At 73.6% G+C, this 22926-nt stretch carries 15 protein-coding genes; 10 read left to right on the top strand and 5 right to left on the bottom strand.

The annotated features are described in order from the left end of the window. Positions 1-7: 7 nt before the first annotated feature. A complete protein-coding gene (locus ACWDR0_RS24270) occupies positions 8-1660 on the bottom strand; it encodes a carboxyl transferase domain-containing protein (protein ID WP_456353861.1) in 1653 nt (550 codons plus the stop codon). Between the two features lie 120 nt (positions 1661-1780). On the opposite strand from ACWDR0_RS24270, the gene ACWDR0_RS24265 reads away from it, so the two are divergent. Beyond that, positions 1781-2377: an SACE_7040 family transcriptional regulator gene (locus tag ACWDR0_RS24265; protein ID WP_456353860.1), complete on the top strand. Its 597-nt coding sequence runs from the start codon at positions 1781-1783 to the stop codon at positions 2375-2377. A 153-nt stretch (positions 2378-2530) separates the two neighbouring features. Beyond that, positions 2531-3313: a phosphatase gene (locus ACWDR0_RS24260; RefSeq protein ID WP_456353859.1), complete on the top strand. Its 783-nt coding sequence runs from the start codon at positions 2531-2533 to the stop codon at positions 3311-3313. A 153-nt stretch (positions 3314-3466) separates the two neighbouring features. On the opposite strand, the gene ACWDR0_RS24255 is transcribed toward ACWDR0_RS24260, so the two are convergent. The 4 genes from ACWDR0_RS24255 to ACWDR0_RS24240 form a co-directional block, all read right to left on the bottom strand. Next, positions 3467-4516: a cation diffusion facilitator family transporter gene (locus ACWDR0_RS24255; RefSeq protein WP_456353858.1), complete on the bottom strand. Its 1050-nt coding sequence runs from the start codon at positions 4514-4516 to the stop codon at positions 3467-3469. A gap of 161 nt (positions 4517-4677) precedes the next feature. Beyond that, entirely contained in the window at positions 4678-5601 is a 924-nt protein-coding gene (locus tag ACWDR0_RS24250; RefSeq protein WP_456353857.1) for an acyl-CoA thioesterase, read from the bottom strand. A 21-nt stretch (positions 5602-5622) separates the two neighbouring features. Next, positions 5623-6780, bottom strand: a complete 1158-nt coding sequence (locus ACWDR0_RS24245) for an acyl-CoA dehydrogenase family protein (RefSeq protein ID WP_456353856.1) — start codon at positions 6778-6780, stop codon at positions 5623-5625. A 187-nt stretch (positions 6781-6967) separates the two neighbouring features. Continuing rightward, a complete protein-coding gene (locus ACWDR0_RS24240) occupies positions 6968-8623 on the bottom strand; it encodes a PucR family transcriptional regulator ligand-binding domain-containing protein (RefSeq protein ID WP_456353855.1) in 1656 nt (551 codons plus the stop codon). 146 nt (positions 8624-8769) lie between these two features. Here ACWDR0_RS24240 and ACWDR0_RS24235 point away from each other — a divergent pair, with 146 nt between their 5' ends. From ACWDR0_RS24235 to ACWDR0_RS24200, 8 genes are all read left to right on the top strand, one after another. Then, positions 8770-10338 carry a sodium:solute symporter gene (locus ACWDR0_RS24235; RefSeq protein WP_456353854.1) on the top strand — a complete coding sequence of 523 codons (1569 nt, stop codon included), beginning with the start codon at positions 8770-8772 and terminating at the stop codon, positions 10336-10338. A gap of 281 nt (positions 10339-10619) precedes the next feature. After that, the gene (speB, locus tag ACWDR0_RS24230) at positions 10620-11624 is read left to right on the top strand and encodes an agmatinase (protein ID WP_456353853.1); all 1005 of its coding nucleotides are present in this window, start codon (positions 10620-10622) and stop codon (positions 11622-11624) included. Then, the gene (locus ACWDR0_RS24225) at positions 11621-13303 is read left to right on the top strand and encodes a thiamine pyrophosphate-binding protein (protein WP_456353852.1); all 1683 of its coding nucleotides are present in this window, start codon (positions 11621-11623) and stop codon (positions 13301-13303) included. The genes speB and ACWDR0_RS24225 overlap by 4 nt, the downstream gene beginning before the upstream one ends. A 265-nt stretch (positions 13304-13568) precedes the next feature. Continuing rightward, positions 13569-14525 (top strand): serine hydrolase, encoded by a 957-nt coding sequence (locus ACWDR0_RS24220; protein WP_456353851.1) that lies wholly within the window; start codon positions 13569-13571, stop codon positions 14523-14525. 258 nt (positions 14526-14783) lie between these two features. Next, entirely contained in the window at positions 14784-15728 is a 945-nt protein-coding gene (locus ACWDR0_RS24215) for a serine hydrolase (protein WP_456353850.1), read from the top strand. A 387-nt stretch (positions 15729-16115) separates the two neighbouring features. Next, positions 16116-20081 (top strand): ABC transporter ATP-binding protein, encoded by a 3966-nt coding sequence (locus ACWDR0_RS24210; RefSeq protein ID WP_456353849.1) that lies wholly within the window; start codon positions 16116-16118, stop codon positions 20079-20081. A 575-nt stretch (positions 20082-20656) separates the two neighbouring features. Then, on the top strand, positions 20657-21079 hold the full coding sequence (locus tag ACWDR0_RS24205) for a hypothetical protein (protein WP_456353848.1): 423 nt from the start codon (positions 20657-20659) through the stop codon (positions 21077-21079). A 170-nt stretch (positions 21080-21249) separates the two neighbouring features. Further along, a complete protein-coding gene (locus ACWDR0_RS24200) occupies positions 21250-22704 on the top strand; it encodes a S28 family serine protease (RefSeq protein ID WP_456353847.1) in 1455 nt (484 codons plus the stop codon). Positions 22705-22926: the final 222 nt, after the last annotated feature.

The raw sequence follows: 22926 nt of genomic DNA, 5'->3' as shown, positions 1-22926 counted from the left end.
GTGGTCCTCACATCCGGAAGACGCCGAAGGCCGGCGCCGAGGGGTCCTTGGCGGGCAGCGGCGCGTTGGCGCAGGCGGTGAGCGCGAGCCCCAGCACCCGGCGGGTCTCCAGCGGGTCGATGATCCCGTCGTCCCAGAGCCTGGCCGTGGCGTAGTAGGCGCTGCCCTGCTCCTCGTACCGGCTGCGGATGGGGGCCTTGAACGCCTCCTCGTCGGCGGCCGGCCACTCCTCGCCGCGGGCCTCGGCCTGGTCGCGCCGGACGGTCGCCAGGACGGACGCGGCCTGTTCGCCGCCCATCACGGAGATCTTGGCGTTGGGCCACATCCAGAGGAAGCGGGGGGAGTAGGCCCGGCCGCACATCGAGTAGTTCCCCGCGCCGTACGAACCGCCGATGACGACCGTCAGCTTGGGCACCCTCGTACAGGCCACGGCGGTCACCATCTTGGCGCCGTGCTTGGCGATACCGCCGTGCTCGTAGTCCTTGCCGACCATGAAGCCGGAGATGTTCTGGAGGAAGAGCAGCGGGATGCCGCGCTGGTCGCAGAGCTCGATGAAATGCGCGCCCTTCTGGGCGGACTCGGCGAACAGGATGCCGTTGTTGGCGACGATGCCGACCGGGTGGCCGTGGATCCGGGCGAATCCGGTGACCAGGGTCTGCCCGAACTCGGACTTGAACTCGGCGAACCGGGAGCCGTCGGTGATCCGGGCGATCACCTCGCGGACGTCGTACGGGGTACGGGGGTCGGCCGGCACCGCCCCGTACAGCCCGGCCGGGTCGGCGGCGGGCTCCTCGACGGGCGCGACCGCCCAGGGCAGCGGGCCGCGGGCCGGCAGGGTCTCCATGATGGTCCGGACGATGCGCAGGGCGTGCGCGTCGTCCTCGGCGAGATGGTCGGTGACACCGGAGATCCGGGAGTGGACCTCGCCGCCGCCCAGCTCCTCCGCGGTGACGACCTCACCGGTCGCGGCCTTCACCAGGGGCGGGCCGCCCAGGAAGATCGTGCCCTGGTTCCGTACGATCACGGCCTCGTCGCTCATCGCCGGGACGTACGCCCCGCCGGCCGTGCAGGAGCCGAGGACGGCGGCGATCTGCGGAATGCCCGCGGCGGACATCCGGGCCTGGTTGTAGAAGATCCGGCCGAAGTGCTCCCGGTCGGGGAAGACCTCGTCCTGGAGGGGCAGGAAGGCGCCGCCGGAGTCCACCAGATAGACGCACGGCAGCCGGTTCTCCAGGGCCACCTCCTGCGCACGCAGATGCTTCTTCACCGTCATGGGGTAGTACGTCCCGCCCTTGACGGTCGCGTCATTGGCGACGATCACCGCCTCCCGCCCGGCGACCCGGCCGATACCCGCGACCACCCCGGCGGCCGGGGCCTGCCCGTCGTACATCCCGTGGGCGGCCAGCGGGGCCAGCTCCAGGAAGGGGGAGCCGGGGTCGAGGAGGGTGTCCACCCGGTCCCGGGGGAGCAGCTTGCCCCGGGCGGTGTGCCGGGCGCGGGCCTTCTCGCCGCCGCCGAGCCGGGCCGCGGCGAGCGTGGTGCGCAGCGCGTCGGCCAGTTCCCGGTGGGCCGCCTCGTTGGCCTGCCAGACCGCGGACGCCGGTTCCGCCGTGCTCGCCAGCACGGGCGCCTGCCGCGGTGGCACGGGTGTCTGCTGCATCGAATCGAGCCCCCTTGCCCGGACGACGGCCGTCGGCGGCCACCGACGCTTGTTAGTGACCGTTAACACTCTGCCCTTCAGGTTAACGATCGCTAACCAGCTTGTCTAGAATTGCTTTCCATGAGCACCAGGACGGACGCGCCCACCCGCCGCGAGCAGATCCTCAAAGAGGCCGCGCGGCTCTTCGCCGAGCGCGGATTCCACGGCGTCGGCGTGGACGAGATAGGGGCGGCCGTCGGTATCAGCGGCCCCGGCCTCTACCGCCACTTCGCGGGCAAGGAGGCGATGCTCGCCGAGCTGCTCGTCGGCATCAGCGAGCGGCTGCTGAGCGGCGGCAGGCTGCGGGTCGAGGAGGCCGCCGAGGACCCCGAGGCGCTGCTGGCCTCCCTGATCGACGGCCATATCGACTTCGCGCTCGACGACCGGCCGCTGATCACCCTGCACGACCGGGAGCTGGACCGGCTCCGGGAGAGCGACCGCAAGCTGGTGCGGCAGCTCCAGCGGCAGTACGTGGAGCTGTGGGTGACCGCGGTCCGCGAGGTGCACCGCGAGGTGCCGGAGGCCGAGGCCAGGGCGGCGGTCCACGCGGTCTTCGGCCTGCTGAACTCCACCCCGCACCTGGGTGCGCGCGCCGACGGGGGCCCGGGGGCGCGGACCCGTACCGAAACGTTGCTCCGGCGGCTGGCGCACGGCGCTTTCGGGTCCCTCACGCCCTGAGCCGGGCCGTGCCGGTGCCCGGGTGGCGTCAGGGCGGTCCCGGTGCGGCAGTCGTACGCCCCCCGGGTGCCCGACCCCGTGCGGCGGCCGTACGGCACGGGCGTGACCACTGTCTCCGGCGTCCGCCCGCCCTCTCACGGCACAATGGGGACCATGCCGATACCCAGCCGCGCAGCCCTCGTCGAGCATCTCGTCCGCACCCGGATCGCCGGTGACGTCGCCACACCCCGCGACAACAACCTCTCCCACTACCGCAGGCTCGCCAACGGCGATCGGCACTACTGGCTCGGCCTCGAACTGGGCGACCGCTGGACGGACGAGCAGGACGTGCTCGCCGTGATGGCCGAGCGCTGCGGGGTCAGCGACGATCCGGAGCACCGCGCCGGACAGGACACCATCGACCCCGAGCTGACCGTCGCCGCCCTGGACCGGCTCGCCGCCCGGCTGCGCAAGGCCGCCGCCGGGAACGAACGGGTCCTCTTCGCCACCGGGCACCCCGGCGGGCTGCTCGACGTCCACCGCCGGACCGCCGACGCGCTGCGCGCCGCGGGCTGCGAGATCGTCTCCATCCCGGGCGGCCTCCAGGCCGACGAGGGCATGGTCTTCCAGGTCGGCGGGGTCGCCGTACTGGAGCGCGGCGCGACCCTCTGGCACACCCACTCGCCGGTGCCGATGGCCGCGATCCTGGACGGGCTGGCCCGCGACGGCAGCCCGCTCCCCGAACTCGTCGTCGCCGACCACGGCTGGGCGGGCTGTGCCGCGCAGCGCGGCTTCGACACCGTCGGTTACGCGGACTCCAACGACCCGGCGCTCTTCATCGGCGAGGCCGAGGGCACCCTCCAGGTCACCGTCCCGCTCGACGACCACGTCTACGACCCGCGGTTCTACGAGCCGATGACGGACTATCTGCTGGACGCGGCGGGCCTGCCGGTCTGAATCCGCGGGCGGCGGCACGGCCCGTGGCGCCGGTGCCGCCCGTGGCTGCCGGGCCGGAGCCGCCGCCGGCCGCGCCCGGCGCCGGATGTACCGGCGGCCCTCGCCGCGGCCCGCCGCGCCGCCTCCGCCCGGGACCGGCCCCGGGCGGGCGGGTCAGCCTGGGCCCGGCCCCCGGCCGCCGTCTCCCGGGTCCGCGGCCGGGCCGCTGCCGTCCCGTTCCGCCGCGATACCCGGTGTCGGGTCCAGATAGACCCGCCGGATCGCCGGGAACAACTCCCTGAGCTGCTGTTCCGCCTCCTCGCACGCCCACTCCACCTGGCGTGCGCTCGACGCGTCCCGGAAGTCGACCTTCGCCGCCACCAGCACCTCCCGCGGGCCCTGGACGAGTGTCGTCAGCTCCAGCACCGCGACGATGTGCGGCACGGTCAGGATCTCGTCCCGGACCGCTTCCCGCAGCGCCCGCGGCAGCGGCTGGCCGATCAGCAGCCCGGCGTTGCTGCGGCCCAGCACCCAGGCCACGTACACCAGCAGCAGTCCGATCAGCACCGACGCCACCCCGTCCGGCACCGCCGAGCCCGTGAGCTGGGTGCCCAGCAGCCCGCCCGCGGCGAGCAGCAGACCGGCCAGGGCCGCCGAGTCCTCCATGACCACCGCCTTGACCGCCGTGTCCGGGGTGAGCCGCAGATAGTGCTTCGCCGGTACGCCGAGACCGGCCGCCGCCGCGCGGACCTGGCGCAGCCCCGTCCGCAGCGAGAAGGCCTCCAGCACGAAGGCGACACCCAGGACGATGTACGAGAGCAGCGGATCGCCCGGCTCCTCGCCGTGGGTGAGGGTGTGGATCCCGTCGTACACCGAGAAGACCGCGCCCCCGACGAAGGTGGCGACGGCGGCGAGCAGCGCCCAGATGTACCGCTCCGGCCCGTAGCCGAGGGGGTGTTCCTCGTCGGGCGGCCGTTCGCTGCGGCGCAGGGCGGTCAGCAGCATCACCTCGGTGACCGTGTCGGCGACCGAGTGGGCGGCCTCGGAGAGCATCGCGCTGGAGCCGCCGAGCAGCCCCGCGACGGCCTTGGCGGCCGCGATCCCGAGGTTGGCGAAGGCGGCGACCAGCACCGTTGTGACGCTCTCCGTCCCCTCCGCGGCTTCCGTGCCTTCCGCGCCTTCCGGCGGGGGAGCGGACGGCGGCCGGGTCTCCGGATCGGTCATACGGCGGACCGTATGCGGCACGGCCGCCCCGGGCGGTGCGCCACGCCGCCGCCCGGCCGGGAGCCGCGGCGGGGTCCGGGCAGGGGGTTCGGGCCCGGCGCTCCCGGACCCGGGGTCTCCGGTCCGGCGCCCTCTGATCCTGCGGCTCCGGTCCGGCGCCCTCAGCCCAGGGCCCGGATGACGCCCTCCTGGATGACCGAGATCGCGAGCCGCCCGTCCCGGGTCCAGATCCGGGCCTGGCCGAGGCCGCGCCCGCCGGCCGCCGACGGGGACTCCTGGTCGTACAGCAGCCATTCGTCGGCGCGGAACGGCCGGTGGAACCACATGGCGTGGTCCAGGGAGGCCCCCATCACGTCCCCGACCGCCCAGCCGCCGCGGCCGTGGGCCAGCAGCACCGAGTCCAGCAGGGTCATATCGGAGACGTACGTCGCCAGACAGACATGGAGCAGGGGGTCGTCGTCGAGTTTGCCCGCGGTCCGGAACCAGACCTGCGAGCGGGGTTCGCGGACCTCGCCCGCCGTGGCGTACGGCGGCGGGTTGGCGTACCGCAGGTCGACGGCCGCCCTGGCCTCCAGCAGCCGCTCCGCGGCCGCCGGGTCGGCGAAGTGCCGGACATAACCGGGCAGTGCCTCGGCCGCCGTCGGCAGGGTCTCCGGGTCCGGCGCGGACGGCATCGGCGCCTGGTGGTCCAGCCCCTCCTCGTACACCTGGAAGGAGGCGGAGAGATGGAAGATCGGCCGCCCGTGCTGGACGGCGACCACCCGCCGGGTGGTGAACGACATGCCGTCGCGGATCCGGTCGACGGTGTAGACGATGGGCGCGCCGGGATCCCCCATGCGCAGGAAGTACGCGTGGAGGGAGTGGGCGCCGCGGTCGGCGGGGACCGTGCGGCCCGCCGCCACCAGGGCCTGGGCGGCGACCTGGCCGCCGAAGACCCGGGGGACGATCGTCGGACGTGACTCGCCGCGGAAGATGTCCCGTTCGATCGGCTCCAGGTCCAGCAGGCCGAGCAGATCGTCCAGCGCGGCGCCGGGATCCCGGTCCGGGGAGGTGTCCCCGGACCGGTCCGGTGGTGCGATGCTCATCGGGCGGTGCGTCCCGTCGCCTCAGAGACCCATGGACTTGGCGATGATCGACTTCATCACTTCGCTGGTGCCGCCGTAGATGCGGTTGACGCGGTTGTCCGCGTAGAGGCGGGCGATCGGGTACTCGTTCATATAGCCGTAGCCGCCGTGGAGCTGGAGGCAGCGGTCGATCACCCGGTGGGCGACCTCGGTGCAGAACAGCTTGGCGGACGCGGCCTCGGCGGCCGTCAGCTCGCCCGCGTCATGGGCCTCCAGGGCGCGGTCCACGACGGCCTCGGCGGCGTCCACCTCGGCCCGGCAGGCGGCCAGTTCGAACTTGGTGTTCTGGAAGGAGGCCACCGGCTGCCCGAAGACGGTGCGGTCGGTGACGTACTGCTGGGCGAACCGGATCGCGGCACTGGCCTGGGCGTAGGCGCCGACGGCGATCGCCAGCCGCTCCTGCGGGAGGTTCTGCCCCAGATAGGAGAAGCCCTTGTGCTCCTCGCCGAGGAGGTCCTCGACCGGCACCCGGACGTCGGTGAAGGAGAGTTCGGCGGTGTCCGAGGTCCGCAGGCCCAGCTTGTCGAGCTTGCGGCCCACCGCGTACCCGGGAAGCGTGGTGTCGACCACGAACAGGGATATGCCGTGGCGGCGGTCCTCGGGGCTCGGCGGCGCGGTCCGGGCGCAGACGATGACCCGGTCGGCGTGGACGCCGCCGGTGATGAACGTCTTGGCGCCGTTGAGGACGTAGTGCGTGCCGTCCTCGGAGAGCTTCGCGGTGGTCTTCATCCCGGCGAGGTCGGAGCCGGTGCCCGGCTCCGTCATGGCGATCGCGTACATGGCGGCGCCGGTGACGAAGTCGGGCAGCCAGCGCTTCTTCTGGTCCTCGGTGCCGTACGCCGTCAGATACGGCAGACAGAGCGCGACATGCACCCCGGAGCCGCCGAAGGAGACCGCGGCCCGGGCGGTCTCCTCGGTGATGACCGCCTGGAACTTGAAGGACGTCTCGCCCGCGCCGCCGTACTCCTCGGGCACCTCGATACCGAAGACGCCCAGTTCGCCCAGCTTGTGGTAGAAGTCGCGGGGCGCCTGCCCGGCCGCGTACCACTCGTCGTACACCGGGACGACCTCGGCCTCGATGAAAGCGCGGATGGTCTCGCGGAACGCCTCGTGGTCCTCGTTGTACACGGTGCGGCGCATCAACGCCTCCTTCTCGCCGGGTGGCTGCGACGGTCCCTGTCTAAGCGCTTGCTCATATGCTGCCGTGGCCGAAGTTACCCGGTGGTCACCGAGCTGTCCAGAGCCCTCCGGGCAGTGGTGCCGCACTGGTACCGCGGTGGTACGGGGGCGGGGTACGGGCGCGGGGCGGGGGCGGGCGGGCGGCGGTTCAGGGCAGTGCGCGCAGGGCGAACCACAGCTCCGCGCGGACGTCCGGGTCGTCCAGATCGGCGGGTACGGCCGGGGCTCCGCCGGAAGCGGGCGTTCCGAGGAGGGCGGCGCAGCGCGCGACGCGCTGGCGGACGGTGTTGCGGTGGATGCCGAGCGCCGCGGCCGTCCGGTCCCAGCCGCCGTGCAGCGACAGCCAGGTGCGCAGGGTCTCGCGGAGCGCGGGCGCGCCGTCCAGCGGGGCGAGCAGGGTCCGGGCCCGGGCCGCGGCCTCGGCGGGCGGGATCAGCTCGCTCAGCGGACCCGGCCGGTGCACGGCCGTGTCCCGGCGGGCGGCCACCGCCCGGTCCAGCGCCCGGGCCGCCTGGGCGTCGGAGTCGGCGAGACCGCCGGGGCCGGCCGGTCCGCCGACCCCGAGCACCCAGCCCGGCTGCGGGGGTACGCCGTCCGCCGCATAGGGGAGCAGGATCCGGACGGTCCCGTCGGGCGCCGGATCGACCAGCGGGCTGCCGAGGGCCGCACCGAGGGCGGCCGTCGCGAACGGGGTGGTGGTGCCGCGGCCGGGGCGGGCCCGGACCGCGGTCCACCGGTCGCCGCCGAGCGCGGCGGCGGTGGCGGCCGGGTCGGCGCCCAGCAGCAGCCGGACCAGGGCGGCGTCACGGCCGGTGCCCCCGCCGGCCGGCCCGGGGGCGGTGAGCAGGGAGAGCAGGACCACGGCGACCCCGGCGACGGTGTGGTCGCCCGGTTCCCGGTGCGGGGTGGCCAGCCCGAGCACGAGGCCGGGACCGCGGCCGCCGACGGCGTACGCGGCGAGCCGGGTGCCGTCGGCGGTGTCCGAGGCGGCGGTGACACCCTTCGCGCCGGGGCCTGCCGGGAGGGCGCCGTCCCCGCCGGGCGCGGCGCGGCGCGCGGACGGGCCGTCCCCGCTGCCGGGCACGGAGGTGCGGACCTCCGGCCCGGCGGCCGGGCCGTCCGGCGACGGCGGCCGCACCACGGCCGCCAGCCGGTCCAGGGCCCGGCGGGCCGCGGCGGACGGCGGGCGTCCGGCGGCGGCGATTTCGGTGCCGTCGGCCGCCAGCAGCACCGCCCGGCCGCCGAGCCGGGACGCCAGCTGCCCCAGCACCGCCGGGACCGGGTCCGGCCGGGCGGCCGCGGTCGCCAGGCCCTGCTGGGCCCGGGCCACCCGGCGCAGCTCGTGGTGGCGGGCCCGGGCCATCAGCTGCCAGACCGCCCGGGCGACGGCCGTGAAAGGTGTCCGCGGCGGGACCTCGACCAGCGGCAGCCCGTACCGCTCGCAGGCTTCGGCCAGTCCGCCGGGCACCGTGTCGTGCACCGGGGCCAGCCCGAAGCCGAGCGCCGCCGCCCCCGCCTCCACCAGCCGGGCGACATAGGTGTCCGGATCGGTGAGCTGGACCCCGGCGCTCAGCAGCAGCTCCCCGCCGAGGAGATACGGATACGGGTCGGCCATCTCCGAGGTGTGGACCCAGTGCACCACCGGCTCCGGGTCCCGGGGGCCCGCGATCTGCCGGAGCCCGAGGTCCTCGCGGGCCAGCAGCGCGCCCAGCGGGACGGGCGGTGTCGGCGGCGTACCCGCGGCCGCGGCACCGCCCTCGCCGGGGGGTTCCGGCATGTACTCCGGCACGGTCGGCATAGGCATTCCATCCATTGCGGCCATCAGGAATGGATGAAACGTACACTTCATGGTTTCTTTCCGGCCACCTACGGTCAGGGGGCGGCGCGCTGCCGTGCCACGTAAGTCCAGGGACCCGGGGGACGGGAAACGGAAGGCGGGAGGGAGAGCCGATGGCTGTCGACTACGCGGTGATCGTGGCCTATCTGGCCGGAATGCTCGGTATGGGCTGGTGGGGTATGCGCCGCGCCAAGTCCAAGAGCGAGTTCCTGGTCGCCGGGCGCCGGCTCGGCCCGGGGATGTACTCCGGCACCATGGCCGCCATCGTCCTCGGCGGCGCCTCCACCATCGGCGGTGTCGGCCTCGGCTACAAGCACGGTCTCTCCGGCGCCTGGATGGTGCTCACCATCGGCTTCGGCCTGCTGGCGCTCTCGGTGCTGTTCTCCGCCCGGATCGCCCGGCTGAAGGTCTACACCGTCTCGGAGATGCTCGACCTGCGGTACGGCGGCCGGGCCGGGCTGATCTCGGGCGTCGTGATGTGGGCGTACACCCTGATGCTGGCGGTCACCTCGACGATCGCCTACGCCACCATCTTCGATGTCCTGTTCGATGTGAACCGGACGCTGTCGATCGTCCTCGGCGGCGCCGTCGTCGTCGCCTACTCCACGCTCGGCGGCATGTGGTCGATCACCCTGACCGACATGGTGCAGTTCGTCGTCAAGACGGTCGGTGTGCTGCTGATCCTGCTGCCGGTCGCGGTCGTCAAGGCGGGCGGCTGGAGCGAGATGCGGGCCGAACTGCCCGACGAGTACTTCGCCCCGCTGGGCATCGGCGGCGAGACGATCTTCACCTATGTGCTGATCTACACCTTCGGCATGCTGATCGGGCAGGACATCTGGCAGCGGGTCTTCACCGCCCGCAGCGACAAGGTCGCCCGCTGGGGCGGCACCGCGGCCGGTACCTACTGTCTGGTGTACGCCGTCGCCGGGGCCGTGATCGGCACCGCGGCCAAGGTGCTCTACCCGAACCTCGCCAACCCCGACGACGCCTTCGCGCTGATCGTCAAGGACGAGCTGCCGATGGGCGCCCGCGGGCTGGTGCTGGCCGCCGCGCTCGCCGCCGTGATGTCGACCTCCTCCGGTGCGCTGATCGCCTGTGCCACGGTGGCCAACAACGACATCTGGTCCAAGCTGCGGGGCCTGGTCCCGGGCGCCGGGGGCGGGAGCGGTGCCGGGACCGATACCGGGACCGGGAGCGCTACGGGGGCCGGGTCGGGGCCCGCCGCGGACGAACCGCACGACGAGGTCAAGGGCAACCGGGTGTTCATCCTGGTGATGGGAGTCGCGGTGATCCTGATCGCCATCGCGCTCAACGATGTGATCCAGGCGCTGACCGTGGCGTACAACCTCCTGGTCGGCGGGCTGCTGGTGCCGATCCTCGGCGGGCTGCTGTGGAAGCGCGGCACCGTCCAGGGCGCCCTGGCCGCGGTCGCCGTCGGCGGGCTCGCGGTGATCGGGCTGATGGCCTCGTACGGCATCCTCGCCACGGAGCCCGTCTACTACGGTCTGCTCGCCTCGCTCGCCGCGTATGTCGTCGTGAGCCTGCTGACCCGGCCCACGGACGAGGCGATCCTGGCCCACTGGCGCGAGCGCCTCGCGGGACGCGGCGGCGACGGTGCCGGGGGCGGCGAGGACGCCGGAGCGGGCGCTCCGGCGGCCCCCGGGACCGGGGCCGCGGTCTGAGCCCCGGCGGGCCGGGGCCCGGCGGCCGGGCCCACCAGGCCCCGGGCCCGGCCGCCGTACACCCCGGCCCGCTGGTTACCGTGGAAACACGGGAACCCCGTGAAAATCGCAAAAATGGACAATAGACCCCCACAAGGGATGGAAAGCCGGCCGAGCGGCCCGGCAGGACGTACGGCCGCGGACAGCGGAAGAACGGCCGCGTAAAGCGGCCGCCGGCGGCCACCCGGCGCTACCGGCGCCACCCCCACGCAGGAAGAACGCAGGAAAGAGGGCATACGGGCATGAGCACTGCGCCGAACAGCGACGGCACCAACGGCACCGGCCTCGACGGGCCGCGCGGCCCCGTCGACTCCTCCCGGATCCCGCGCTATGCGGGCCCGGCCACCTTCGCCCGGCTGCCCCGGCTCGACGAGGTCGGCCGTGCCGACGTCGCCGTCGTCGGCGTGCCCTTCGACGCCGGGGTCTCCTACCGGCCCGGCGCCCGTTTCGGCGGCAACGCCATCCGCGAGGCCTCGCGCCTGCTCCGCCCGTACAACCCGGCCCAGGACGCCTCGCCCTTCGCGCTGGCCCAGGTCGCCGACGCGGGCGATATCGCGGCCAACCCGTTCAACATCAACGAGGCCGTCGAGACCATCGAGGAGGCCGCCGGGCAGCTGCTGGACACCGGCGCCCGGCTGATGACCCTCGGCGGCGACCACACCATCGCCCTCCCGCTGCTGCGTTCGGTGGCGAAGAAGCACGGCCCGGTCGCGCTTCTCCACTTCGACGCCCACCTGGACACCTGGGACACCTACTTCGGTGCCGAGTACACCCACGGCACCCCGTTCCGGCGGGCCGTCGAGGAGGGCATCCTCGACACCTCCGCCCTCTCCCACGTCGGTATCCGCGGCCCCCTCTACGGCAAGCAGGACCTGACCGACGACGAGAAGCTGGGCTTCGGCATCGTCACCTCCGCCGACGTCTACCGGCGCGGCGCCGACGAGGTCGCCGACCAGCTCCGCCAGCGCATCGGCGACCGGCCGCTCTACATCTCCATCGACATCGACTGCCTGGACCCGGCGCACGCGCCCGGCACCGGCACCCCCGAGGCGGGCGGTATGACCTCCCGCGAACTCCTGGAGATCCTCCGCGGCCTGGCCTCCTGCAATCTGGTCTCCGCCGATGTCGTCGAGGTGGCCCCCGCCTACGACCACGCCGAGATCACCTCGGTCGCCGCCTCCCACACGGCGTACGAACTCACCACGATCATGAGCCGGCAGATCGCCGCCGGGAGGACGGGGAAGTGACGCACGACCACGACGTGGTGCTGAAGCCGACCGCCCGGCAGACCGAGGCGGCGCTCAACCCGCCGCCCGGCCGCACCGGCGGCGACCTCGTCGTCGAGACCCTCCGGGGGCTCGGCGCCACCACCGTCTTCGGCCTGCCCGGACAGCACGCCCTGGGCATGTTCGACGCGCTGCGGCGCTCCCCGCTCTCGTACGTCGGACTGCGCGTCGAGAACAACGCGGGCTTCGCCGCCGACGCCTACGGCCGGATCACCGGGCAGGTCGCCCCGCTGCTGCTCTCCACCGGGCCCGGCGCGCTGATGTCGCTCGCCGCGCTCCAGGAGGCGGCCGCGGCCTCCGCGCCCGTGCTCGCCATCGGCAGCCAGGTGCCGTCCGCCGGGCTCGGCGGCGGCCGCCACGGCTACCTCCATGAACTCCGCGACCAGCAGGCGTCGTTCCGGGACATCGTCAAATCGGTGCACACCGCCCGTACGGCCTCCCAGATCCCGTCCGCGATCGCCGACGCCTGGCGCTCCGCGCTGACCGCCCCGCACGGGCCGGTCTGGGTCGAGATCCCGCAGGACGTCCTGCTCGCGGAGACCCTGCTGCCGGTCGTCACCGCCGTCGACGCCACCCCGGACGACGTCCTGCCGCGCCCGGAGCTGACCGCGCTCGCCGCCCATCTGCTGGCCGGTGCCGAACGTCCCGCGGTTATCGCGGGCGGCGGGGTCGTCCGCGCCGACGCCTCAGGGAAGCTGCTGGCGCTCGCCGAGCGGCTGAACGCGCCCGTCGTCACCACCTTCGGCGGCAAGGGCGCCTTCCCCTGGGAGCACCCGCTCTCGCTCCAGTCCTGGCTGGAGGACCGGCACACCACCGATCTGCTGGAGGACGCCGACGTGCTGCTCGTCGTCGGCTCCGGCCTCGGTGAACTCTCCTCGAACTACCACACCTTCGCCCCCCGCGGCCGGGTGATCCAGATCGAGGCCGACGCGGGCAAACTGGAGTCCAACCACGCCGCCGTCGGGATCCACGCGGACGCCAGGCTCGCCCTCTCCGCCCTGCTGGAGACCGTGCCCGAGCGGCCCGACCCGGCCGCGCCGGAGCGGGTCCGGACCCTGCTGGCCCGGGTCCGGGAGCGGATCGCGGCCCAGGACCGGACGCTGGAGCAGCAGGTGCTGGCCGCCGTCCGGGAGGCGCTGCCCGACACCTCGCCCAGCTTCTGGGACATGACGATCCTCGCCTACTGGGCCTGGTCCGCCTTCGACGCCCGCAGGCCCAACACCATGCACTCCGCACAGGGCGCGGGCGGCCTGGGCTACGGCTTCCCGGCCGCGCTGGGCGCCGCGGCCGCCGACCCGTCCCGGCCCGTGCTCGCGGTCTCCGGCGACGGCGGCGCGATGTACTCCATCGCGGAACTCGCCACCGCCCGGCAGTACGACCTGCCGGTGACCTGGCTGATCGTCGACGACGGCGGCTACGGGATCCTGCGCGAGTACATGACGGACGCCTTCGGCGAGGCGACCGCCACCGAGCTGGCCCGGCCCGACTTCACCGCGCTCGCCGCGGCCTTCGGCGTACCGGCGGTCCGGACCTCGCCGGAGACGCTGGCGGACGATCTCGCGAAGGCACTGGCGGAGCCGGGGCCCTCGGTGGTGGTGCTGCCCGCGCTGCTCAGGATGTTCGCGCCCACGCATCTGTAGCCCACGCATCTCCAGCCCGCGGGCCGTGGCCCCGGCCGGAGGGGCGGCCGGGCGTCAACAGCCGTTATCCGTACGGCTGTTCACAGGAACGTGTGGGTGAATACGCGGCATGCCTGTGATGCGTACGCGGACGGCCCCGGCGGACCCGTGTCCCCGGGCCGGTGCCCGGGGCGAGGCGGTGCCGCGGGGCCGGTGGTACGGAGTGCGGTGGTACGGAGTACGGCGGCGACCGGCCGCGCCGCGGACGGGGGTCACGGCGCGGCGGGTGCTGCCGCTCGGGGTGCTGCTGCTGCCCGTGCTGCTCGGCCCGGCCCGGCCCGCCGCGGCGGCCGGTCCCGTACCGGTGACGGAGACGAGGGCTGCGGAGGCGGGGGCGGGGGCGCTCGCGCCGGCGGTACGGGAGGCGGCCGTCCGGGCATCGGTCGTACGGGCATCGGTCTTACGGGCGCCGGTGGCCGGGGGTACCGCCTCCTGTACCACCCCGGACGTCGCACTCGGCTTCGCGCTGCTGTACGGCATGTCCGGCGCCCTGCGCGGCCGGACCCCGACCGTCGCCGTCCAGGTCGACGACCCCTCGCACGGTACCCACTGCGAACTCCGCGCCGACCGGCACTTCGACTCGGCCAGCGTGGTCAAGGTGACCGTGCTCGGAGCCCTGCTGATGGCCGCCGAGAAGCAGGGGCGCGAGCTGACCGCCCGGGAGGAATCTCTGGCCAGGGCCATGATCACCCGCTCGGACAATGAGGCGACCAGCGCCCTGTGGCAGTCGCTCGGGCTCCGGCGGATCGACGCGTTCCGCAAGGCCGCCGGAATGACCGGAACGGTCCTCGGCAAGGGTGGCTACTGGGGACTGACCCGGATCACCGCCCGGGACCAGAACACCCTGCTGGGCGTGCTGACCGCCCCCGGCCCCGTACTCACGCACGCCTCGCGGAGCCGGGCGCTCGGGCTGATGGGCGCGGTGGTGGACGGGCAGCGCTGGGGGATCCCGGCCGGGGCGCCGGCCGGGCTGGAGGTACGGCTGAAGAACGGCTGGCTGCCGCGGGCCGGGCAGGGCTGGCGGGTGAACAGCAGCGGTGTCTTCACCACCGGCCGGTGCACCTACCGCCTCACCGTGCTGACCGAGGGCGGCGCGGCGATGGGGGACGGTATCGCCGCGGTGGAGGCGGTGTCCCGCGCGGTGCACCGGAGCCTGGCCGGGGTGGACCGCGGAGCCTGCTGACCGACCGCGCGTGGTCGTCCGATTGCCGGGGTGTCCGGCTGCCGGGCCGCCTGGCTGCCGGGCTGTCGGAGTGCGGGGCCGGAATCACCGTCCGTCGCCGGACGCGCCCTATTCGTACGGGTGTGTCACCGAAAGGTAACTGTTCGGTCCTTGCCGCCCCGGGAGGGCAACCATTCGGGCCCCCGGCTGTCCTCTCCAACGGTGGACGTACCGAACGGGTGTGCGCCTGCCGCTTTGGCTCCCAGGGAGGACCCTTCCATGTTTCGCCAGCGCACCGCCGTCACCGCGGCGATCGCCGCCGCAGCGATGGTGCCGACACTGCTCACCGCCACGGCCGCACCGGCCGCCGCCGCCACGCCCCAGGTCACCTGCGTCTCCAAGAAGGCCGGACTCGCGGCCAAGCTCACCAAGGACATCAACGCGGCGCTCAAGGGCCGTACGTCGACCACGGCGATCTTCCTCAACGACCGGGTCGGCGGGACCGTCTGCCAGCTGCGGGCGACCCAGAAGTTCGACTCCGCGAGCATCGTGAAGTCCACGGTCCTGGCCGTGCTGCTGCACGAGGCGGACCGGGCCAAGCGCAGTCTCACCGCCCGTGAGAAGAGCCTCGCCACCGCGATGATCACCAAGTCCGACAACAACTCCACCACCACCCTGTGGAAGCAGCTCGGCACCGCCAAGGTCCAGCGCTTCCTGACCGCGGCCGGAATGACCCAGACCGTGCCCGGTGCGGGCGGCTACTGGGGCCTCACCCAGATAACCGCCCGTGACCAGCAGATACTGCTGGGCCGGCTGACCGAGAAGAACGGTCTGCTCACGGACGCCTCGCGGGCCTACGCCCTGAAGCTGATGCGCGCCGTCGTCAGCTCGCAGCGCTGGGGCACCCCGGCCGGGGCGCCGAGCACCGCCGCCGTCCAGGTGAAGAACGGCTGGCTGCCGCGGAAGACGCTCGGCTGGCGGGTCCACAGCATCGGCGCCTTCACGGGCGGCGGCCACAACTACTCGATGGTGGTGCTGACCCACAACAACAAGACGATGCAGGACGGCGTCAACACCATCCAGGCCGTGGCCCGGGCGATCCACAAGGACATCAACCCGGCCGTCGCCCCCCGCAGCACCTTCGTGCCCACCGCGGTGCCGTACGAGTCGGTGCCCGCCACGCCCGAGCTGGCGGCGAGGGAAGCGATTCCGGCGACCCGCTGACCGCCGCTCCCCTGATCGCCGGCTCGTCACGCTGCCCGCCCGCGGCGGTCGGGTCGGCCCCGCGCCGGCACCCCGGCGCATCACGCCCGGTGTGCGCCCTCCGCGCACGCCGGGCGCTTTTGCGTCCCCGGCCGCGCTTCGTCACCCGCGGTCGCCGATTGTTACGACGGGATGAAATCCGGACCGGTCCGTGTTGACCACATCCGGCGGCATCGGACGAGCGGTGCGGACCGGCCTCCGGGCCGGGGCGCACGGGCCCGTGGCCGCCCGGCACCAGCGTTGTGGAACGGAACGGGGAGGCATCACGTGGCGGCGGCCCGAGGGGCGGAACGAAAAACGGCGGACCGGCCGGACGAGCGCGGTCCGGAAGAGGCCCGGGGAGCTGCTGTGCCCGGCCCGGCGTCCGGGCCCGCCCAGGGGTGGGCGCGGCGGCTCTGGGGATATGCCTGGCGGTACCGCCTCCATGTCGTCCTCGCGCTCGGCTCCTCCCTCGGCGGTATGGCCGTCATGGCCCTCGTCCCGCTCATCGTCAAGATCGTCATCGACGATGTGATCGGGGAGGGCGGCTCCGGATCCGGCTCCCTCGCCCTGTGGACCGGACTGCTGATCGCCGCCGCGGTCGTCGTCTACGCCTTCACATACGTCCGCCGCTACTACGGCGGCAAGCTCGCCCTCGACATCCAGCACGATCTGCGTACCGGGATGTTCGCGACGATCACCCGGCTCGACGGGCGCCGCCAGGATGAGCTCTCCACCGGCCAGGTCGTGGGCCGTGCCACCAGCGACCTCCAGCTGATCCAGGGCCTGCTCTTCATGCTCCCGATGACCATCGGGAACGTCCTGCTCTTCGCCGTCTCCCTGGTGATCATGGCGTGGCTGTCGCTGCCGCTGACCCTGATCGCCCTCGCCGTCGGCCCCGCCCTCTGGTGGGTCGCCCGGCGCAGCCGCACCCGGCTCCACCCCTCCACCTGGTACGCGCAGAGCCGGGCCGCCGAGGTCGCGGGCGTCGTCGACGGCGCGGTGTCGGGCGTCCGGGTCGTCAAGGGCTTCGGGCAGGAGGAGCAGGAGTCCGGCAAGCTGCGCGACGCGGGCCGCCGGCTCTTCGCGGGGCGGCTGCGCACCATCCGGCTGAACTCCCGCTACACCCCGGCCCTGCAGGCCATCCCCGCCTTCGGGCAGGTCGCGATGCTCGCCGTCGGCGGCTGGCTCGCCACCCGGGGCGAGATCACCCTGGGCACGTTCGTCGCCTTCTCCGCCTATCTGGCCCAGCTCGTCGGCCCGGTCCGGATGCTGGCCCTGGTGCTCACCGTGGGCCAGCAGGCCAGGGCGGGCGCCGAGCGGGTGCTGGAGCTGATCGACACCGAGCCCTCGATGGCGGACGGCCGGCGGGAGCTGCCCGCGGACGCCCCCGCCACCGTCGAGTTCGACGACGTCACCTTCGGCTACGGGACGGAGAGCGGCCGGCCGCCGGTGCTCGACGGCTTCTCGCTGGAGATCGGCGCGGGCGAGACCGTCGCCGTCGTCGGCGCCTCCGGCAGCGGCAAGTCCACCGTCTCGCTGCTGCTGCCCCGGTTCTACGACGTCGACCGCGGGGCCGTGCTCGTCGGCGGCCACGACGTCCGCGAGCTGACCCTGGACTCGCTGCGCTCCGCCATCGCGCTGGTCCCCGAGGACAGCTTCCTGTTCTCCGACACCGTCCGCGCGAACATCGCCTACGGCAGGCCCGGCGCCACCGACGAGGAGATCGCGGCCGCCGCCCGCGCGGCCCGGGCCGACGGCTTCATCGCCGAACTGCCCGACGGCTACGGCACCCGCGTCGGCGAACAGGGCCTGACCCTCTCCGGCGGCCAGCGCCAGCGGATCGCCCTGGCCCGCGCCATCCTCACGGACCCCCGGCTGCTGCTCCTCGACGATGCCACCTCCGCCGTCGACGCCCGGGTCGAGCACGAGATCCACGAAGCGCTGCGCACGGTGATGGCCGGGCGCACCACCCTGCTCATCGCCCACCGCCGCTCCACCCTCAACCTCGCCGACCGCATCGCCGTCCTCGACGGCGGCCGGCTCACCGACATCGGCACCCACGACGAACTCGTGGAGCGCTCCGCGCTCTACCGCAGACTGCTCACCGACCCGGAGCAGCTCGGCGGGGTGTCCCCGGGCCATGCGCCCGCGCTCGACACCGGGCAGGAGGAGCCCGCGCCCGGCTCCGGGGAGGCCCTCGGCCTCGACGCCGAATCCGCCTACGACCCCGAGCGGGGCATCACGCCCCGCCTCTGGGTCCGGGACGAGACCGTCACCCCGCGGCCCGCTCCGGACGCGACGCCCGAACTGCTCGCCAAGGTCGCGGAACTGCCCCCGGCCGACGACACCCCCGATATCGACGAGGAGCGGGCGGTCCGGCCCGACCCCCGGCGGCGCGGGCTCCGGCTGCTGCTGGCCGGCTTCGGGCTGCCGCTGCTGCTCAGCCTGGCCCTGGTGGCCGTCGACGCCGGGATGGGACTGCTGCTGCCGGTCCTGATCCGGCACGGCATCGACCAGGGCGTCGAGGAGGCGGCGCTGGGCGCGGTCTGGGCCGCGTCCGCGCTGGCGCTCGCCGCCGTACTGGTGCAGTGGGCCGCGCAGACCGCCGAGACCCGCGCCACCGGCCGGACCGGCGAACGGGTCCTCTACTCGGTCCGGCTGCGGATCTTCGCCCAGCTCCAGCGCCTCGGCCTCGACTACTACGAGCGCGAGCTGACCGGCCGGATCATGACGCGGATGACCACCGACGTCGACGCGCTCTCCACCTTCCTCCAGACCGGTCTGGTCACGGCCTTCGTCTCGGTCGTCACCTTCCTCGGGGTGCTGGTGGTCCTGGTGGTCATCGACGCCTCGCTGGCCCTGGTCGTCTTCGCCACCCTGCCCGTGCTGATCGTGGGCACGTACTTCTTCCGCAGGGAGAGCGTCAAGGCGTACGAGCTGGCGCGCGAGCGGGTCAGTACGGTCAACGCCGACCTCCAGGAGACGGTGACCGGGCTGCGGATCGTGCAGGCGTTCCGGCGCGAGGAGGCAGGCCGGGCCCGCTACATCGCCGGGAGCGACGCCTACCGCAGCGCCCGGATCCGCGGCCAGTGGCTGATCTCGGTCTACTTCCCCTTCGTCCAGCTGCTCTCCTCGGTGGCGGCTGTCGCCGTGTTGATCGTCGGCGCCCAGCGCATCGAGGCGGGCACCCTGACGACCGGCGCCCTGGTGGCGTACCTCCTCTACATCGACCTCTTCTTCGCCCCCGTCCAGCAGTTGTCGCAGGTCTTCGACGGCTACCAGCAGGCCGCGGTCTCCCTCGGCCGGATCCAGGAGCTGCTGGAGGAGAAGCCGTCGACCCGGGACGCCGACCGTCCCGAACCGGTGCGGCAGCTGCGCGGCGAGATCGCCTTCGAGGGCGTCGACTTCGGCTACGGCAGCCGCGACGGCGCTCCGGCGGACGGCTCCCCGGCGGACGGCTCTCCGGTGGGTGGTGCAGCGGCGGGAGTTGTTTTGGCGGACGGTGCCGCGGCGGGAGGTGCTTTGGCGGGCGGTGCCGCGCCGTCCGCGCCCGGTGCGGACGAGCGGGCGCTGACCGGTATCGACCTGCGGATACCCGCCGGGCAGACGGTGGCCTTCGTCGGGGAGACCGGGGCGGGCAAGTCGACCCTGGTGAAGCTGGTCGCCCGGTTCTACGACCCGACGCAGGGCCGGGTCACGGCCGACGGGGTCGACCTGCGCCGGCTCGATATGACCGCCTACCGGCGGCGGCTGGGCGTCGTACCCCAGGAGGCGTACCTCTTCGCCGGGACCGTACGGGACGCCATCGCGTACGGGCGCCCCGGGGCGTCGGACGCCGAGGTGGAGGCCGCGGCCCGGGCCGTCGGCGCCCACGAGATGATCGCCACGCTGGAGGGCGGCTATCTGCACGGGGTCACCGAGCGGGGACGCAATCTGTCCGCGGGCCAGCGCCAGTTGATCGCCCTGGCCCGTGCCGAGCTGGTCGACCCGGACATCCTGCTGCTCGACGAGGCCACGGCCGCCCTGGACCTGGCCACCGAGGCGCAGGTCAACCAGGCGACCGACCGGCTCACCGGCCGCCGTACCACCCTGGTCGTCGCCCACCGGCTGACCACGGCCGCCCGGGCGGACCGGGTCGTGGTGATGGCCGACGGCCGGGTGGCGGAGGACGGCACCCATGACGAACTCCTGGCCCGGGACGGCCGGTACGCGACACTGTGGCGCACCTTTACGGGCGAGACCGGTGAGGCGGAGGAGTTGGGGGAGACGGGTGGGCCCGGCGGGGGCGGCCCGGACGGCGAGGGCGACCCGGTTCCGGCCGCGGTGCGGTAGCGGGGTCCGACCCACCGGCGCGGGACCCGTGCCGTGCCGCGTGGGTCCGGGCCGTACGAACGGAACGGCCGTGGGCGGTCCGGCACCGGCGGCTTCGCCGGGCACCCGCGGGCGGTCCGGCACCCACGGGGGCAGCCGGGCACCGGCCCCGCCGGGCACCCGCGGGCGGCCGGATCCGGGCTCTCCGCCGGGGGTCTTCGGCCTTTCACGGTTTCCCCGCACTGCGGCGACAACCCTTTCGCGGGTCCTGAGCGTCGTACGCACATACGACCTATGTGCGGCGACGCCGCGAGAGGCGGGGGACAGCTGTGGTGACGCTCGGAGGAACCGGCAGAGGACCGCGTGGCAAGGGCACGGGCCCGGGCGGGAGTACGGGCGACGGCAAGGGCACGGGGGACGGTGGGGGCCGGGCGGCCGCGGCCCGGCCGGGCGGAGCGGCTGCGGCCGGGCCCGCCCGGAGGCTCCGCGCGGATTCCGGGCCCCCCGGGGCACCGGCCCCGCCGGGAGTCCCCGGTGGCGTACGCCGCCGTCCGGCGGGGCGGCTGCGGCGAACGATCGCCCGTACGCTCGCGCTGGTGCTGGCCGCCACCCTGCTCACCCTCGCGGGTCCGGGGTCGTCCCCGGCGGCCGCGGACTCCGACCGTGGCCGGGGCGGGACCGCGGCCCGGGCGATTCCCGGGGCCGCCCCGGGCGCCGCCGAGGTCCGCGCGGCCGGGCCCTGCTCCGGGAAACTGGCCCGGAGGATTGTGTTCCGTACCGGGGAGCTGCGGGTCTACCAGAGCCGGCGGTACGCCTGCGCCTTCACCCTCGCCAAGTCCCCGGGCACCCCGCGGCCGATGGCGCTCTCCATCCAGGTGCATGGCGGCAGGCCCGTCGTCGACCGCGGCCGGTACAGCCGGATCGCCGGCCCCCGGACCGTACACGCCCTCAACCGCTGTGTCCGGGCCTCCGGTTCCGTCTCGGGTCACGGTGCCTCGACGGGCTGGATCCTGTGCTGAGCCGCAGGGCCGCCGGAGTTGTCGCCGGAAGCCGCCAAGAGGTGTGAAAAATCCCGGTTCACGAGCCTTCCGTGGAAAGTTTTCCCTGGTCATCGGCGTTGGGGTCTGGCGGGTCCGGGGTCCGCGCCGCTAGGTTCACGGCGACCCACGTAGAAGCCAGGGGAGGGTTCATGCGTAAGGCGCTCAGAGGAGTGCTGTCTCTCACGCTGCTCATCGGCACCGTGAGTGCGACCGGCGCGACGGCAGGTGCGGCCACCGCCGCGGAGCCGGCGGCCGGGACGGCCGGGGCACCGGCGACCGCGGACATCAAGGACCGGATCCTCGCGATACCCGGGATGAGCCTCATCGAGGAGAAGCCGACCCCGGGGTACCGGTTCTTCGTCCTCAACTACACCCAGCCGGTGGACCACCGCAATCCGCGCAAGGGGACCTTCCAGCAGCGGATCACCCTGCTGCACAAGGACACCAGCCGCCCCACCGTCTTCTTCACCTCCGGGTACGGGCTGAACACCAACCCCCGGCGCAGTGAGCCCACGGCGATCATCGACGGCAACCAGGTCTCCATGGAGTACCGTTTCTTCACGCCGTCGCGGCCCGCTCCCGCCGACTGGACCAAGCTGGACATCTGGCAGGCCGCCAGCGACCAGCACCGGATCCACCGGGCGCTGAAGAAGATCTACGACCGCAAGTGGATCTCCACCGGTGGCTCCAAGGGCGGTATGACCGCCACGTACTACGAGCGTTTCTACCCGGGTGACATGGACGGTGTCGTCGCCTATGTGGCGCCGAACGACGTCCGGAACGACGAGGACTCGGCGTACGACGACTTCCTGGAGAACGTGGGCACCCAGGAGTGCCGCGACAAGCTGAACGGGGTTCAGCGCGAGGCGCTGGTCCGCCGGGACGCGCTGTCCGCGAAGTACGCGGAGCTGGCGGCCGCGAACAACTACACCTTCACCACGGTGGGTTCGCTGGACCGGGCGTTCGAGGCCGTCGTCCTCGACTACACCTGGGCCTTCTGGCAGTACAGCATGGTCGCCGACTGCGGCACGATCCCGGACGCGAAGACGGCGACGGACCAGGAGCTCTGGAACACCGTCAACGACATCTCCGGCTTCTCCTTCTACACCGACCAGGGTCTGGCGCCGTACACGCCGTACTACTACCAGGCCGGTACGGAGCTGGGTTCGCCGGACGTCGAGCAGCCGCACCTCGACGGGCTGAGCCGGTACGGCTACCAGCCGCCGCGGAACTTCGTGCCGCGGGACATCCCGATGAAGTTCAAGAAGAACGCCATGAAGGACATCGACAACTGGGTGCGGAACAACGCCCGGCAGATGATGTTCGTCAACGGTGAGAACGACCCGTGGAGCGCCGAGCCGTTCCGGCTGGGCAAGGGGGCGCGCGACAGCTTCGTCCACACCGTGCCCGGGGCCAACCACGGGGCCCGTATCGACGGTCTGCCGGCCGAGCAGCGGGCCGCCGCGACCGCGTCGGTCCTGAAGTGGGCGGGCGTCGCCCCGGCCGCGGTCCAGCAGGACGAGGCGAAGGCGAAGCGGCTGTCGAAGGCCGATGTCCGGCTCGACAAGCAGGAGCTGGAGCGGGAGCCCACCCTGCGGCCGTAGCGGGTTTCTCCCGGACCGGACCGGAGTCCGGAAGGGTCCGGAAGGGTCCGGAAGGGACGATTCGAGGCGGAGCGAGGTCCGTCGGCCCGGCCCGGCGCCGCCCGGGCCGGACCGACGGACCATCGCGTTCACCCGGCCCGGACCCTCGGGTACGGGCCTCCAGCCGATCGCCCAGACGGAACGCCGCCTCCGCGCGGACGCGCCCCAGCAGGAGATCGACAT

This window comes from Streptomyces sp. NPDC003691 (assembly GCF_053981115.1).
Note: the sequence above shows the minus strand (reverse complement) of the source record. Positions and strands in the feature narration are given on the sequence as shown.